This is a genomic window from Chryseobacterium sp. PTM-20240506, assembly GCF_048296755.1.
GTDB classification, from domain to species: domain Bacteria; phylum Bacteroidota; class Bacteroidia; order Flavobacteriales; family Weeksellaceae; genus Chryseobacterium; species Chryseobacterium proteolyticum.
In genome coordinates this window covers 4,168,096-4,183,586 of sequence record NZ_CP182581.1, presented here as the reverse complement: position 1 = coordinate 4,183,586, position 15,491 = coordinate 4,168,096, and the positions used below count along the sequence as shown (strand labels likewise).

The following is a 15,491-nucleotide window of genomic DNA, read 5'->3' as shown; positions in this document are numbered from 1 at the left end:
AAATGGATTTATCTTAACACTACGCCACACTCCATGTCAGTTTATCCTCTTCAGCATTCCAGCCTACATGGATTGTCTGCCCGGATTTTACTTCTTCACGAACGATCATTTTGGAAATAGGTCTGGCCAGCTGTGCACGGATAACACCTGAGATCTGCCTTGCTCCATATTTACTGCTAAAGCCTCCAAGAGCAAGATTTTTTACAGCCTCGTCACTTATTGTAAGCGTCATACCCAGTCTAGTTAGTGAAGTATGGAGTGATTTCAGCTGAATATTAAAGATCCTTTCTGCAATAGATTCGGTAATTGGTGCAAAAGGAATGATCTCCGTAATCCTTGCCAAAAATTCCGGTCTGAATCTTCCGGAGTTCGACATGATCTGCATTAATGAAGAGGATTCAGGAACCTTACCTTCTTCAAATTGCTTTACAATTTCTTCACTTCCGATGTTGGAAGTAAATAATATAAGGGCGTTACTGAAATCTCCTTCTTTTCCGAGTTTATCATGTACTTTACCCTCATCCATAATCTGAAGGAATACATCAAAAACTGAATGGTGGGCTTTTTCAATTTCATCAAATAAAACGACTGTGTACGGTTGCTGTCTTATTTTATTAACCAGCATTCCTCCTTCTTCATATCCTACATATCCCGGGGGAGCTCCATAAAGCAGGGCTGCGGAATGTTCTTCTTTAAATTCAGACATATCGAAACGCACCATCGCTTTCTCATCATTAAAAAGAAGTTCTGCCATTGATTTGGCCAGCTCTGTTTTTCCTGTTCCTGTAGGTCCCAGTAAGAAGAATGATCCTATTGGCTGCCCCGGCTTATTCAGTCCGCTTCTGTTTTCAACGATAGCATCAGAAAGGATCTTTAAGGCATGATCCTGTCCGACTACACGGTTCATAAGAAGAGATTCCATATTAAGGAGCTTCTCTTTTTCCTGTGCCTGAATCTTACCTATCGGAATATTTGTTTTTGCAGCCATCACTGCCGCCAGTTCCAGACGGTCAACTTTTTCTCTTTTTATGGAAGCATGCTGAAGAAGCTCAGTATAGGTATCATCGATGATCTTTTTGATCTGGTCTACAGGCATTGAGTTATCGATCGTAGGTTGCTCACTCAACGATCCCCACAAAATAGGGCTGATCTTATCCCTTAACAAATTATAAGTCCATATCAGCTCATCTGCCTGATCCTTAGGATCAGGATATTCTTCTTTTAGAATTTCTTCATAACTTTCTTTCCAGCTCTCCAGCTCTTTTTCGGAAAGTTCATCAAGCATTTTGATGGCAGCCATAGTCCTGTCCAGCAAATCAATCGCCGCATCAGGAAGTTTTTTACCTTTTGCATAGCGCTTCGCTAAACGTACACATTCCGGAAGGGCTGTTTTTTCAACCTCAATGTTATGGTGTTTTTTGTAACCTTCAAGAAGAACATCGATCATTTTCACACAGGTTTTCTCATCCGGTTCATTTACCGTCAATACCTCAAAGCGTCTGTTAAACGCCTGTTCAGGTTCGATGATCTTCCGGTATTCCTCCTGAGTGGTAGCTCCGATAACCGTGATCTCGCCTCTTGCTAATTCAGGCTTCAGTAAATTGGCAACATTTCCGATGCTCCCCTTTGGATCTAAAAGTGTATGAATTTCATCGATGAATAAAATAGCTTTTTCAATCTTTTTACATTCATTAATTACTTTCTTAAGGCGATCTTCAATTTCGCCTTTATAGGATGTTCCTGCCAGCAGTGCTCCTGTGTCCAACTCCAATAAGGTAGCATTTTTTAGCATTTCCGGAACATTTCCCCTGATGATTTCAATAGCAAATCCTTCTACTAAAGCTGTTTTACCAACTCCGGGCTCACCAATGATAATCACATTAGGTTTACTTCTTCGGCAAAGGATCTCTACGAGCATCCTCAATTCTTTGTCCCGTCCGATAATATTTTCCAATGTCCCTTGTCTCGCCTGTGCTGTTCTGTCTACACAATAGTTTTTGATGGAAGGAAATGAGGCTTCCGTAAAATCCGAAGTATTGGAAAAAAGAGACGAAAATTCACCATCTTCCGCTGTGCCGTAAGGCATATCCTTCCTGTATAGGGCGAATATTTCATGCTCTCTTAAGGGAAGGGATTTCAACTGCTGTAATGTAAATGCAACCTGAGGCTTTACAATAGCAGTAAGTATACAAATAGGAGTGATCTCATCAAGTCCAAGTTTCAGCCTGATGTCATCTGCCTCTTCGGTAATTTTATCTACATATTCATCTTGTCCCACATCATCAGGAAGATGGGTTGTTTTAGGGTAATCTTCTATGCGAACATCAGCCCATTCATAAAAGTATCCAGGGTCTTTATCAATATTTTTCAGAAATTCATTAAGTCCTATATCTTTGTGCATCAAAGCCTGTAAAAGATGTGGAGCTCCATATGTGGCATTATAATTTTCTCTTGCAATGGATTGTGCAATATGAAAAAGCTGTTTTACGGTTTCGTTGGTTACTAGTACTCCCATTGATAATGTTCTTATTAATATGTTTTGTGTTGTTGTATGCAAATAGTTTCACGTCTGCCTGTACAGTTCATCAGCAGGGATGTTCTTACATTAAATATCATGAGCCTCATCAGCAGTAATACGATCAGAAAAGGGTCTTAATGGTAAGGTACACATCTGCAGATCCCTAATGAATCTGCCGGGTTTCTGCGATAAACGGAAAGAAATTCCGTAGGTATGTTCAGGTATCGGTAGCATAATTTTGCGATTGTGGTGAGGCTTAAAGGTAAAAAAAAATATCCAATCAGGATTTCTTTTAGGCAAAGTATTCCCTGATAAAGATTTCAGATTGTCTTTTCTGTGGGTATCTAAATTATCTCAGGCAAAAAAGACTGTCTTTTTATGGACAGTCTTTTTCTATGAATGTGGATTAAATGTGCCTTTTTTAATTAGCTTGATGGCCATAGACCTTCATAAATACCCTGACCATAATGAATGGTCTCAGCGCTTACGATAAAGCTGATCAGCATACTGTTTTCATCTACTGCATCGAAATCTACTTCATGCTGAATAACATATCCGTTTTCCCACTTTAAAGTAATTAAAGTACCTTCTTCATGAGATTTGTTAAATGTAACTTCTCCGGTGGTCGGCTTATATTTTCCATTAAGTAAGCTTTCCAGAATATCAGATTTTTCCGTTGCCTCTACTGTAAGTTTTATAAGTGCATTTGAAGGATCTGATGCTACCCTTCCCGATACATCTGTAGATCTGGAAACGCTATAGTTAAGTTTTAATAGTTTTTGACCCTCGCCTCCGTTGAATTTTAAAATCCCTCTAGAATTTGCTGCCATGATTGTAAATTTTTAATCGTTAATTGTATATTGTAACTCAATGAATGTACAACAAATATAGTACCCCTGCTGCTTTTATAAAAGTTTTCAAATGGATTTTTACAAATTTGTAGTAGTTCTACGATCATCGATGTAGCAACATTTTAGAACTCCCTGGCAATGATTCTTTTGCAATAATCCGGAATTGATAATCCGGAGATATTTCTTCAGGATTTCAATATGTGTAAATACAAAAAAGGCGGAAATAATTCCGCCCTATAATTGATTTTAATGTTTTGTATACTCTGGTTCCTCTACCGGAAGCATGGTCGGCATAAAATATTCATTTAGCCAATAGAAAGTCTGTCCGTTTTGCTGGATTTTCACCGCCGGATTATTTCTGTGAGTAAGCAATCTTTCTCCCAATTCTTTGTAGTTAAGGAAATATTTTCTTACTGTTTCATTTAGAACGATCTTAGATTTTCTCCAGCCCTTAAGCTTATATTTTGACATTAGTTCTTCTTCAGACAAATCGAAACCTGTCGTCAATCCCACCGCATAAGACATAGGCTGCTCATAAAGATCACCTTTATCTAAGAATTTTGCTGTCGGATTATATTTTTTAACAAGACGAACATATTCTTTAATTGCTTTTGACTGGTTGAAGTCTGCTCTTGCCGGACCAGTTTTCTCATATACTTCCCTATAGAAAGCTTTTAGGTTGTCATATTCTGTTTCAGAGATCAGAATTCCTTTTTCAAGACCTGGTTTATAATCTTTAAGATCTTTTGGAATATACCCTTTTACCAGGAACGGACTTCCGTAATTGATCAGCTGAGCGGCAATTCCCGCCGGAACGCGATTGGTAAGTCCCGGATACAGATATTTATATTTCAGATCCACATCTGTTCTTCCCGCTCCTACTGAGGAATGGAAATAAGCATTCAGGGAATTATCGATCGACATATTATCCATGGTTACCTGTGAAATTAAACTATCAACTGATTTTTTCAGATAGCCCGGTGTCGTTACATCTCCTTTTTTAGGGAATATTACAAATCCCTGAGACATACTTTGCTTTGGATAGTCTAAAGAGAAGAAACCTTCATCTCCTTCCACAAGGTTAAAGTTATTCTTAGTTAAAACATCATTCTGATTAATGATTTTTTGCTTTTTCAGCTCCGCAATATTTTTTGCCGTATTGGAAACAACATTCTGCCCCAGCAAAACGAAGTCATTATACGTATCAGATGATCTAGAGCTCGTCTGGAACATGATCAGCCTTGCCTGTGCTTGCGTAAGAGAATTGATTACGCCATACATATTCCCGCTCTGGTTGGCAGATGTCCCAACTGTAATTACAAGGTTCGTTTCATCAGGAACCGCTGAAAGAAGATTTCCTGCAGCCGTTAAACCTTCACTTACGGGTTGATAACCACTGTTGGTAGGACAATTCATCTCATTAATCTTATCTTCTATGAAAGAGATTATTTTACTGTAATCAGCATTTAAGCTGGAAACAGCTACATTATCTCCGCAAGAATTGTTTTTATAGAGAACCACTCCATATTTTACAGAATTGAAATAAGAAGGCTTTTCAAATCTTAACTGCAGGTCCTGTAACAGGGACTTTACAATCGGAGCATAGAGTGCATTAGGTGCACTGATATCTAAAGCAAAAACAATATTGATGTTTTTATTTCTTTCCGTGATCTCACGATAACGGTCAAAATAAATAGGTTCTCCCAATACATTTAAGACATAGTTCTTACTATAGTCCAGGATATTGGTAAAATATTTGGTTTTAGAATCCGGAGTTGGTGCTTCTTTTAATGCAAGCTTAACAGGGTAAATATTTTCAAGTGGCGTTCTCTTATTAACATCCGTAAGAAGAATTGCAGTCCTGCTTGCGGCATCACTACCTCCCGGCGCTCCTTCATGTAACCCTAAAGCCGTTTCTGTAACACCGGTTGTATTCTTCATTTTTACTGCAGAACGTTCCCCCCATGCTGAAATCACATTAGAACTTACCCAGCCATACAATCCTGTACTGATACTATCGATGTCAATATTCGGTTTTTTACCCACTAAAAATCTTTTGTTATTCTCAGCTTGTTTGTAAACATATACAATTTGACCGTTAGGTATCTTTACATTCGCATTTTCGATCAGACTTGGAGAGTTGAACACCATGATCGAATCATTTTTATAATATCTTTCAGCACTTCTGATAACATCACTATTGCTTGGTACCACAGCAACTCTTACCGGATAACCGGTCTTTTCATCTTTTAAAGAGCTGTTCCAAAGCAATAGCTCGGACTCAGGAATCCATCCATAGGTCTTAATAGCCTTCGAAGAAACTTTTTTCATTAAAGCATCCGGAATATACTCGGCTACTTTTACCATGCCGTCTCTATGCTTTAAAACCATTAAAGGTTCTAAGAATTTTACTTCTTTATATGATTTTTCGTCATTTTTATCTAGATAAGCCGTATTTCTGGAACGATCCGAAATGGCAATCCATGGAACGGACTTCTTTGGATAACCATTCATCACTGAGGCATTATCAATTTGCCCGTATTGCGTCGGCTCCGGAGTTCTTTTCGATGGTAATTTTACCTGACAGCTGGTCAGTAAAAATGAAACTCCGATATAATATGCTGCTAGAGGAAATTTATTTTTCATCCTATTTTCTTTTATAATTTGGTGTGCCCGATACAGGGTTGTAATTATTTACTTTGGTTAATATCCACTTTGGTTACACAATTCTGTGTATCATCAAAATTTACCTTAACGGTCTGAATAACATTATTTTTATCAAACTGAAGTCCCGCGCAATACATGTAAAAGTTATTTACTTTACTGTCATTCACCTTCACAACCGTATTCTCATTATTACAAAGGTATTTCTGAAGAAGGTAATTATAGTGTGAATTGAAATTACTCCCGTTGGCAATCTGCTGCAAATGATATTTAAAATCATTATCGATTTTTGCATAAGCGTCTTCTACGCTTACATCCTGATCATTTAATGCATCATAAGAAGGATCAATTCTAATGTGGTGTATAATCGGTTCAATGCTTTCATCCGTGTATAAAGTAACAATATAATCTCCCGGTTCTTTATAGGAGTAGATTGCTAGCTTATCTTTAGAATCTGTAGTTCCGCTTTCCCCGAATTTCCAGCTGAACTGTTTAGCATCGGAGATCGCACGAAACTGTACATTCTCGAATTGCATAGCCCGTAATGGTGCATCTATGGTTGTTTTTACCATCGCTGTATCTTTTGCTTTCTGAATTGCTCTGGCAGAAACCAGTACAGGGAAGGATTTAGAGTATTTATTATCGATAATAAGCGTTACCGGATAATATCCCGGTTTGTTATAAAAGTGGATACCACTGCTTTTCTCAGAAGTTGTCCCGTCTCCGAAGTTCCATTTTTTGCTTTTGGCAAATTGTGTTTTATCTTCAAATACCAATGTATCCCCTACACTTAATGTAGATGGATATACAACCCCTACAATATCATCTGCAGAATGAATGACCTTTTTCTGCAACCAGAGTGCAACAAGAGCCGCAATCAGCAATGTCGCTATAACACCGATAATAATGTTCTTTTTGTTCTTTTGAAAATAATTCATAGTTATAATGTGATGTGTGATTGATTGAGTATTAGTTTTTACCGTTTACTGGGTTCTTTCTTTTAATGCATTCTGTCGCTGAAAGACACGGTCTTTGGTTTCTTTAAGTCCGATCAGGCAATCCTGATACTGTTTTTGAAAGAGTTTGATATCTTCTGTAGTTCTTGAGATGATCTTTTTGTCCTCAAAATACATTTTATAGAATTGTGCAATCTGGGGATAAGCATCTTTTCTGATGTCTATATATTCCGGACCAAAGCTGTTATTAATATCATTAATCCCTGTCTGAATAGAATTTTCCACAAAAGGTTCTGTGGTTTCATCCGTAAGTCTGCTCACCTGGATGAAAGTACTATCCTGCAAACGCTGGGTTAATTTTTGTTGCTGATCAAATTTGGCTTTTTGTTCAAGTTTCTGAATGGCAATAATATCATCTTCAGAAAATGGCGATTTGAATCTTTTCAGGAAAATAATTCCTAAAAATATGAGTGCTGCCAAAAGCATTAAAATCAAATAAAAAAATTGATATTGCTTTTCTTTTTTGGATAATGTGATGTGTCCCTGCATAACTTATCTTTTTCTTCGACTTCCTGTAAACTTTCTGGTAGGATCTATCTTCAGTACCTTTTCCATACTTCCTACTTTCCCCATGCATCCGTTGACATCTCTTATTGCGATTTTTTTCTGGTTGGAAACCTCTACAATACGATTTTTCAAAGTCAGCATCGGACTTATTTGTTTCATTAAGACCGCATAATGCTTAAAATTATCCGCACTGTCTTTTCCCATAATGTTTTTAGCATTATTCACATTGTCTATAATATCATTTCTTAGGAAAATATCATTTTCCACTCTGTTGAGCCTGCTCATTCTGCTGAAAATAGTATCCACCTGAACTCTAAGAATATCGCTGCGGCCCAGTAATTCTCTGTAGGCTTCCGCATCACGGCTTACCCCTTCCGTTTGGGCATCATAGCTTTTAAAAAAGAAAAATACGCTGGTGAAAGAAACAGCAGCCAGGACAACAAAAGACAGAACAAACTTCCAAATGCCTATTCTGACGTCTGATTTATTTAATTTTTTCTCTCTATTTGAAGACATATTTTGTGGTTTGTTTGGGTCTGTGAAAGTATAAAAAAAAAATTTCCTGCACAATATCTATCTTTTCCGTGATATAACGGATCATTTTTCATTTAAATTAAGATTAATTTTAACTTTAATAAGTTTTTATTAATTTAGACCCCTAAATTTAATTATCATAAGCCAAATCGATATTAAATATTAACGTGAGTAAAATATTAACTAATACTGTGCGATTCTCAATAGCAGACAGCGATTTTTATTTTAAAAAAATACTTGTCAAAACGCTTTTGGAAAACCCGTTTTACATGCTTCTCAATGATTGTAATAACGGGCATGAACTCGTGAACAGAATTTACAGAAGACAGGAAGACGTCTTTATCATTGAACTATTTATGCCTGTATTAAGCGGAATTGAAGCGATAAAATACATCCGTAAAAGCAATTCCGAAACTCCCATTATTACCTATTCAGGAACCTATCAGGAAGATATGGCTGAAATACTTTCCAAAATTCCCAATATCTATTATTGCGAAAAGAAAAGTAATATCATTCGAGATATCATAAAAGGACAGGTAGCGTCAGACACCTTCAACTATGAAGCATATTCCAAAGAATGGGAACAGCAACCCCTTGCTGTTATGGAGTATATGGAACGGCAAAAAAAGAGCCAGGAAGAGCTTTCTTCCACAGAGATCCAGCTGATGAAATTTTGCTATGAAGGCTTTAGTAATAAGGAAATCGGAGAGAAACTTAATCTTAGTACGAGAACGATTGATACCTACATCAACAGGTTAACGGAAAAACTGGGACTAAAGACAAAACTTCACCTGATCCGCTTTTGCGTAGAAAACGGATATTACAATTCCAGCATGTAAAAAACATCATTACGTAATATATATAGAGAGTAAATATAAAACCATCAACCGTTTACCGAAATTTTTTTTACCACTAATTTGCTAGTATTCAATTTTTTTAACTAAATTTGCACACCTAAAATTTAAAATTAAAAAAGGAAATGACAAAGGCAGAATTGGTAAACACCATCTCAAATAAGTTGGGAACAGAAAAGAATGAAACACAGAAAGTTGTAGAAGCTTTTATGCAGGAGATCAGAACTTCTATGTATAATGGAGATAACGTTTATCTAAGAGGTTTTGGTTCTTTTATAATTAAAACAAGGGCTGCTAAAACAGGAAGAAACATTTCTAAAAACACTGCAATTGAGATCCCTGCTCACAATATTCCTGCTTTCAAACCATCAAAATCTTTTGTTGAGAAAGTAAAAACTAAAGTTGCAGTAAAATAAAAATTAACTGAATATTAACTAGTTACTAAAAAATTTAAAATTATGCCAAGCGGAAAGAAAAGAAAAAGACACAAGGTTGCAACTCACAAAAGAAAGAAAAGAAGAAGAGCGAACAGACATAAGAAAAAATAATCTCCTTTTTCGAGATTTAAAAATATATTAATATAGTTGGTGTTTTTAATTTTTTAATCTACACCGACTATATTTTTATTTATAACTATAGGATTCCCAAAAGATCGGGACAGGTTTTATTTCATTGAAATAAATAACACAACTTTCATTATGAATTCGTAAATTTATACATGCATTTATTAAAGAAAACCATGCCTGTTTCCTATAATCTTAACAATTTTATCTTATAACAAAATGAAGAAAGAACTAATAGTTTCGCATGAGGATGAACTTACAAAGATTGCATTACTGGAAGACGGAAGACTATGTGAACTTCATGAGGAAGAGGACAAAAGTGATTTTATAGTTGGAGACTTATTTATAGGAAAGGTAAAAAAGCTGGCACCTAACCTTAATGCCGCATTCGTAAATATAGGTTACGACAAAGATGCGTTTCTGCATTATCAGGACCTGGGGCCACAATATCTTACTTATAGAAAATTTTTAAAGGACACCATTTCTAAAAAGCAAAGTTCTTCAAGCTTAAAAAATTTCGAGATACAACCCGAAATAGACAAAAACGGAACTGTGGATAAGGTCATTGCAAAGGATGACATTGTCCTGCTGCAGATTACCAAAGAGCCTATCTCCACAAAAGGACCAAGGATCTCTACCCAGGTATCTTTAACAGGACGTTTTTTGGTTTTAATTCCTTTCGACAACAAAGTTTCTATCTCCAAAAAGATTAAAAGCTTTGAGGAAAAAGAAAGACTAAGAACTCTTATCGAGAGTATCAAACCTGAAGGTTTTGGTGTGATCATAAGAACCGTTGCCGAAGGAAAAAAAGTGGCTGACCTGCATAACGATATGAATCAGCTGATTCAGAAATGGGAAAGTACTTTTAAAAATATCCAGAAAAATAAAGTTCCATCTAAGGTCTTAAGCGAAGAAGATAAGGCTTCAGCTATTTTAAGGGACAATTTTAATCAGGATTTCGTGAGTATCATTTGTGATGATGAACAAATGGTGGAAGAAATGAAAAATTATGTAGAAGTAATTGCTCCTGAAAGAAAAAATATTGTTCAGTTTTATGATTCTCACATTCCTCTTCTGGAATATTATAATGTTGAAAAACAGCTTAAACAAAGCTTTGGAAAACACGTCAACATTCCAAGTTCTAAAGGAGCTTACCTTGTTATTGAACATACGGAAGCTTTACACGTAGTCGACGTGAACTCCGGGAATAACATTACAACCGGAAATGCAGCCAATAAAGAACACGCTCTCAACGTGAATAAAATGGCCGCAACAGAAATTGCAAGACAATTGCGCCTTCGTGATATGGGTGGTATTATTGTAATCGATTTTATCGATATGCCGAACGCCGATCACAGAAGAGATTTGTACGAACATCTGAAAGAAGAAATGAAGCGCGACAAAGCTCGCCACAAAATTTTACCTCCAAGTAAATTTGGATTGATACAGATTACCAGACAGAGAAACCGTCCGGAAAAACAAATCGAAACCAAAGAAGAAAACCCTAACAAGGACGGAGAAATCGTAGCTCCGATTGTTATTGTGGAAAGAATGGAAGAAACCATTAGAAACATCATGCAAAAGGAAAAAGGAAAACTTTACCTGCATGTACACCCATTCGTGGAAGCTTATCTTACAAAAGGAATTAAGAGCATCCAGATGAAATGGTTTGTAAAATATAAAAAATGGGTAACCATCATCCCAAGGGATTCTTTTAAATATTTGGAATACAAGATCTATAACTCTAAGAAAGAAGAAGTATCAGGATATTCCAATTAATACAAAATTACAACCTCCAGTTTTCTGGAGGTTTTTTTATTTAAATTAGTACCTGTTTTAATAAACACAAAAAACATGAACAAGGAACACTACTACTCCACTTCCATTGAATGGACCGGAAATAAAGGAACAGGTACCAGCGGCTACCGGAATTACGACAGAAGCTATACCATCTCAATAGAAAATAAAGTTACTATTGATGGGTCTTCTGATCCTGCATTTAGGGGCGATAAGACCAAACATAATCCTGAAGAGCTTTTTTTAGCATCCTTATCTTCATGCCATATGTTATGGTATCTCCATTTTTGTTCAGAAGCGGGAGTTATCCTAACTGAATACACAGATAAAGCAACCGGAATCATGGCAGAAACCGCCAATGGAAGTGGCCACTTTACAGAAGTAACCCTACACCCTGAAATAATCGTGACGGATGAATCCATGATTGAAAAAGCGGTGGAACTTCATCAAAAAGCTAATGAATTTTGTTTCATTGCCAACTCGGTTAATTTCAAAGTAAAGCACAGCCCGACAGTACAGGTTAAACAAGGATGAATTCAGCACCATCAGTAGCCTATTTGCTTCTGGTATCTTTAATTTTTTCATCTTTAATTTTTCAAAACCATATGGTTAATTAATGTTAATGGCTATTCCATTCTTCAGGATATATTGCTAAATTTGAGCTATGGAAAGTTTTGGAAAAGATTTATTAAGAAAAATTAAAAGTGTGGAATTACCAGGAGAGAATGCTCACGGCGTATTTTCTCCACCTTATCGTCCTGTTTTCAACCACGATGAAATCTTAAAGAAAAATCCAAAATTCGCGGCAGTAAATATTGTTTTATATTTAAAAGATGATGAATGGTATTTCCCTCTGATTCAAAGGACCATTAATGAGCACGACAGACACAGCGGTCAAATATCACTTCCTGGCGGAAAGCGCGAAGAAATGGACAGGGATTTTGCAGACACTGCTATTCGTGAAACTTCAGAAGAAATAGGAATAGATAAACATTACGTAAGGATCATAAGAGAGATGTCCCCTATTTATATTCCTCCAAGTAATTTTTACGTATATACCTATATTTCATATACCAAAAAGAACCCCACTTTCGTTTTACAACAAAGTGAAGCAGTAGAAACCATCGAGTTTCCTATTACTTCGTTTTTAAATCTTCCCGACCAGCCTGAAATTATGGCTCTGCCAAGTGCCGGAGGACATGAAGTTCCGGTCATTAATTTCAATGGATATATCATATGGGGAGCTACAGCAATGATATTAAGTGAATTCAGTCAGTTGCTGAAAAAAATGTAACTTTGCACAACCGTGTTTAATTGAGAGATGGCGAAGAAAAATATTTTCACCGATGCATTCGGGACACCTTACTTTTTGAAAAGGTTAGTTATTTTTATTTTAGGATTTGTTTCTTACAGAAGATTCAATGGTTTTAATAAGCTAAAAATAACCGGTACTGAACACCTTGTTGATCTGCCCGATTCCAATGTGTTATTTGTATCCAACCATCAGACTTATTTTGCAGATGTTGCAGCCATGTACCACGCGTTCTGTGCTGTAAATAATGGCTATTTAAATACCATTAAAAATCCGATCTATCTCCTCAATCCAAAGATTGATTTCTACTATGTGGCAGCAGAAGAAACCATGAACAAAGGAATTCTTCCTAAAATTTTTAAAATTGCAGGTGCTGTTACGGTAAAGAGAACATGGCGTGCGGAAGGAAAAAATGTAAACAGAATGGTAGACCTCACAGAGGTTGATAATATAATGAAGGCTCTTGATAACGGCTGGGTAGCCACCTTCCCTCAGGGTACTACTTCCGCTTTTGCACAGGGCCGTAGAGGAACAGCAAAACTGGTGAAAAACCAGCGCCCGATTGTAATTCCTATCAAGATCAATGGTTTCAGAAGAGCCTTTGATAAAAAAGGATTACGGGTAAAGGTTACCGGTGTAAAACCTACCATGGAGTTTAAGGCACCTCTGGATATTGATTATGATAAAGAAAATGCACATGAAATTTTATTAAAAATCATGACTGCCATAGAGCAAACGGAGGACTTCAATCTGCTGCACCAGTATGATGAAGAATTAAAAGCTAAAAAACTAGAGAAGAAAGATTCAGATAATTAAAAAAGGTAAATTACATATGAAAAGAATAATAGAGATCTTATTCGCAATCATAGTATTAGTTTCATGCAACAGTCAAAAAGTATATTCAAATTTCGACATTAGCTATTCCAAAAGCGGAGGCTACGCTCCTGCTTATGAAAACCTGCTTATAAAAGATAATACTGCACACTATTCTTTTGAGGGCGAAGGAAAAAAGATTAAACAGGATTTTAAGGTTTCGGATGAAGACCTGAAGAAACTCAATAACATTTTGTCTCAGAATAACTTCAGAAGGATACAGGAAGATCACAAAAAACTGTATGATAACGTAACGACTTCTATTAATGTAAAGAAAGGTCCTAATGAAGGAAGTAAAACGGATGCCAGCCTGATTATGCCGAATTTCAGGACCAATTGGACGAATATCACCAATGCATTTCAGGAGATCATTAATAATAATGTTAAAAAATAATAAATACAATTGAAGACCCATTTCATTGCTATCGGAGGAAGTGCCATGCATAATCTTGCCATAGCACTAAAAGATAAAGGATATCAGGTGACAGGCTCTGATGATGCCATTTTTGAACCGTCAAAATCAAGACTTGAAAACAAAGGAATACTTCCTCAGGAAATGGGTTGGTTCCCCGAAAAGATCACTTCAGATCTTGATGCAGTCATTTTGGGGATGCATGCTCATCAGGATAACCCTGAATTGGCAAAAGCAAAAGAATTAGGCCTGAAAATATACTCTTATCCTGAATTTCTTTACGAACAGTCTAAAGATAAAACAAGAGTAGTTATTGCAGGATCACACGGGAAGACCACCATTACTTCCATGATTCTGCATGTCCTTAATTTTCATCAGAATGAGGTGGACTTTATGGTAGGAGCACAATTGGAAGGCTTCGACTGTATGGTGAAATTAACTCCTGATAACGATTTTATGGTATTGGAAGGCGACGAATATCTTTCGTCCCCTATCGACCTGCGTTCTAAATTTTTATTATATCAGCCCAACATCGCTCTTTTAAGCGGAATTGCCTGGGATCACATCAATGTGTTCAAAACATTCGATGATTATATAGAGCAATTCAGAAAATTTGTAGCCAGCATCACTCCTGGTGGTGTATTAGTATACAATGAAGAAGATCCGGAGGTGGTAAAAGTAGTGGACAATGCGGAAAATTATTTCAGAAAAATACCCTATAAAACTCCGGAGTATGAGATCAGTAATGGGCAGGTCCTGTTAAAAACTGAAATGGGAGATATCCCACTTTCTGTTTTCGGAGCCCATAACCTTCTGAACCTGGAAGGGGCCAGACACATCTGCCGTCAGCTAGGTATTATGGATGAAGACTTCTACGAAGCAATTATGAGCTTTAAAGGAGCCTCAAAACGTCTTGAAAAAGTAGAAAGAGAAGATAAAGCCATTCTTTACAAGGATTTTGCCCACGCTCCAAGTAAAGTAAAAGCTGCGGTAAAAGCTTTTAATGAACAGTTTAAAGGAGAAAAAAAATACGGATTCCTTGAACTGCACACCTATTCAAGTTTAAATCCTGCTTTTTTAGAGCAATATGATCATGCCATGGATGGCTTGGATGAGGCTATTGTATTCTATTCTGAAGATGCCTTAAAGATTAAAAGAATGGACCCGATATCTCCTGATCTCATTAAAGAAAAATTTAAAAACGACCATTTAAAAGTATTTACCAATGCGGAGGAGCTTCATGCGTATTGGGATATTCTGGATAAAAAGCAAGGTGTTTTCCTAATGATGAGTTCGGGTAACTTTGGTGGATTAGATCTCACAAAATAGAAAATTACATTATTCATGTACCTATAAAAAAGCTTCCCTCTTTAAAAGAGGGAAGCTTTTTTATTCTTGGAAATAAAATAGTAAACTCCAACGAGAAATTTTCATCAGTTTAGATATTGAAAAATTTCTAAGGTTAGATTAAAAATTATTCTAAGTGGCAATATTTTCAATTACAATAATTAAGATGCAATGAAATTATAAAAAATAATTTCAAACAAATTATATAATCAGTAATAAAAAAAACACAAAACAAAAATCATA

At 36.3% G+C, this 15,491-nt stretch carries 15 protein-coding genes; 8 read left to right on the top strand and 7 right to left on the bottom strand.

What is annotated here, in order from left to right:
• Window positions 1-19 precede the first annotated feature (19 nt).
• The 7 genes from ACNFU2_RS18795 to tssO (ACNFU2_RS18765) form a co-directional block, all read right to left on the bottom strand.
• Entirely contained in the window at window positions 20-2,515 is a 2,496-nt protein-coding gene (locus tag ACNFU2_RS18795) for an ATP-dependent Clp protease ATP-binding subunit (RefSeq protein WP_418122685.1), read from the bottom strand.
• Between the two features lie 90 nt (window positions 2,516-2,605).
• Window positions 2,606-2,752 carry a hypothetical protein gene (locus ACNFU2_RS18790; RefSeq protein ID WP_418122683.1) on the bottom strand — a complete coding sequence of 49 codons (147 nt, stop codon included), beginning with the start codon at window positions 2,750-2,752 and terminating at the stop codon, window positions 2,606-2,608.
• A gap of 191 nt (window positions 2,753-2,943) precedes the next feature.
• Window positions 2,944-3,348 carry a type VI secretion system tube protein TssD gene (gene tssD, locus ACNFU2_RS18785; protein WP_172284086.1) on the bottom strand — a complete coding sequence of 135 codons (405 nt, stop codon included), beginning with the start codon at window positions 3,346-3,348 and terminating at the stop codon, window positions 2,944-2,946.
• A gap of 267 nt (window positions 3,349-3,615) precedes the next feature.
• Entirely contained in the window at window positions 3,616-6,015 is a 2,400-nt protein-coding gene (gene tssR, locus ACNFU2_RS18780; RefSeq protein WP_411251524.1) for a type VI secretion system protein TssR domain-containing protein, read from the bottom strand.
• 44 nt (window positions 6,016-6,059) lie between these two features.
• Entirely contained in the window at window positions 6,060-6,971 is a 912-nt protein-coding gene (locus tag ACNFU2_RS18775; protein WP_172284082.1) for a PKD domain-containing protein, read from the bottom strand.
• Window positions 6,972-7,016: 45 nt separating this feature from the next.
• A complete protein-coding gene (gene tssO, locus ACNFU2_RS18770) occupies window positions 7,017-7,538 on the bottom strand; it encodes a type VI secretion system TssO (RefSeq protein ID WP_172284081.1) in 522 nt (173 codons plus the stop codon).
• Between the two features lie 3 nt (window positions 7,539-7,541).
• Complete coding sequence (gene tssO / locus ACNFU2_RS18765) at window positions 7,542-8,072, bottom strand: type VI secretion system TssO (protein ID WP_172284079.1); 531 nt, start codon at window positions 8,070-8,072, stop codon at window positions 7,542-7,544.
• A 185-nt stretch (window positions 8,073-8,257) separates the two neighbouring features.
• Here tssO (ACNFU2_RS18765) and ACNFU2_RS18760 point away from each other — a divergent pair, with 185 nt between their 5' ends.
• The 8 genes from ACNFU2_RS18760 (at window position 8,258) to ACNFU2_RS18725 (ending at window position 15,230) form a co-directional block, all read left to right on the top strand.
• Window positions 8,258-8,929: a response regulator transcription factor gene (locus tag ACNFU2_RS18760; protein ID WP_172284077.1), complete on the top strand. Its 672-nt coding sequence runs from the start codon at window positions 8,258-8,260 to the stop codon at window positions 8,927-8,929.
• 140 nt (window positions 8,930-9,069) lie between these two features.
• Window positions 9,070-9,360, top strand: a complete 291-nt coding sequence (locus tag ACNFU2_RS18755; RefSeq protein WP_002984212.1) for an HU family DNA-binding protein — start codon at window positions 9,070-9,072, stop codon at window positions 9,358-9,360.
• 366 nt (window positions 9,361-9,726) lie between these two features.
• Window positions 9,727-11,286 carry a ribonuclease E/G gene (locus ACNFU2_RS18750; RefSeq protein WP_172284075.1) on the top strand — a complete coding sequence of 520 codons (1,560 nt, stop codon included), beginning with the start codon at window positions 9,727-9,729 and terminating at the stop codon, window positions 11,284-11,286.
• 75 nt (window positions 11,287-11,361) lie between these two features.
• The gene (locus ACNFU2_RS18745) at window positions 11,362-11,838 is read left to right on the top strand and encodes an OsmC family protein (RefSeq protein WP_418122676.1); all 477 of its coding nucleotides are present in this window, start codon (window positions 11,362-11,364) and stop codon (window positions 11,836-11,838) included.
• Between the two features lie 130 nt (window positions 11,839-11,968).
• Window positions 11,969-12,598 carry an NUDIX hydrolase gene (locus tag ACNFU2_RS18740; RefSeq protein ID WP_172284072.1) on the top strand — a complete coding sequence of 210 codons (630 nt, stop codon included), beginning with the start codon at window positions 11,969-11,971 and terminating at the stop codon, window positions 12,596-12,598.
• Window positions 12,599-12,625: 27 nt separating this feature from the next.
• The gene (locus tag ACNFU2_RS18735) at window positions 12,626-13,432 is read left to right on the top strand and encodes a lysophospholipid acyltransferase family protein (protein ID WP_172284070.1); all 807 of its coding nucleotides are present in this window, start codon (window positions 12,626-12,628) and stop codon (window positions 13,430-13,432) included.
• 16 nt (window positions 13,433-13,448) lie between these two features.
• Complete coding sequence (locus ACNFU2_RS18730) at window positions 13,449-13,883, top strand: hypothetical protein (protein WP_172284069.1); 435 nt, start codon at window positions 13,449-13,451, stop codon at window positions 13,881-13,883.
• A 9-nt stretch (window positions 13,884-13,892) separates the two neighbouring features.
• Window positions 13,893-15,230 carry a UDP-N-acetylmuramate--L-alanine ligase gene (locus tag ACNFU2_RS18725; RefSeq protein WP_418122673.1) on the top strand — a complete coding sequence of 446 codons (1,338 nt, stop codon included), beginning with the start codon at window positions 13,893-13,895 and terminating at the stop codon, window positions 15,228-15,230.
• Window positions 15,231-15,491: the final 261 nt, after the last annotated feature.

Coding starts and splice junctions, on each gene's coding strand:
- ACNFU2_RS18795 (WP_418122685.1), bottom strand. CDS start 2,515: ATGGGAGTACTAGTAACCAACGAAACCGTAAAACAGCTTTTTCATATT.
- ACNFU2_RS18790 (WP_418122683.1), bottom strand. CDS start 2,752: ATGCTACCGATACCTGAACATACCTACGGAATTTCTTTCCGTTTATCG.
- tssD (WP_172284086.1), bottom strand. CDS start 3,348: ATGGCAGCAAATTCTAGAGGGATTTTAAAATTCAACGGAGGCGAGGGT.
- tssR (WP_411251524.1), bottom strand. CDS start 6,015: ATGAAAAATAAATTTCCTCTAGCAGCATATTATATCGGAGTTTCATTT.
- ACNFU2_RS18775 (WP_172284082.1), bottom strand. CDS start 6,971: ATGAATTATTTTCAAAAGAACAAAAAGAACATTATTATCGGTGTTATA.
- tssO (WP_172284081.1), bottom strand. CDS start 7,538: ATGCAGGGACACATCACATTATCCAAAAAAGAAAAGCAATATCAATTT.
- tssO (WP_172284079.1), bottom strand. CDS start 8,072: ATGTCTTCAAATAGAGAGAAAAAATTAAATAAATCAGACGTCAGAATA.
- ACNFU2_RS18755 (WP_002984212.1), top strand. CDS start 9,070: ATGACAAAGGCAGAATTGGTAAACACCATCTCAAATAAGTTGGGAACA.
- ACNFU2_RS18750 (WP_172284075.1), top strand. CDS start 9,727: ATGAAGAAAGAACTAATAGTTTCGCATGAGGATGAACTTACAAAGATT.
- ACNFU2_RS18745 (WP_418122676.1), top strand. CDS start 11,362: ATGAACAAGGAACACTACTACTCCACTTCCATTGAATGGACCGGAAAT.
- ACNFU2_RS18740 (WP_172284072.1), top strand. CDS start 11,969: ATGGAAAGTTTTGGAAAAGATTTATTAAGAAAAATTAAAAGTGTGGAA.
- ACNFU2_RS18735 (WP_172284070.1), top strand. CDS start 12,626: ATGGCGAAGAAAAATATTTTCACCGATGCATTCGGGACACCTTACTTT.
- ACNFU2_RS18730 (WP_172284069.1), top strand. CDS start 13,449: ATGAAAAGAATAATAGAGATCTTATTCGCAATCATAGTATTAGTTTCA.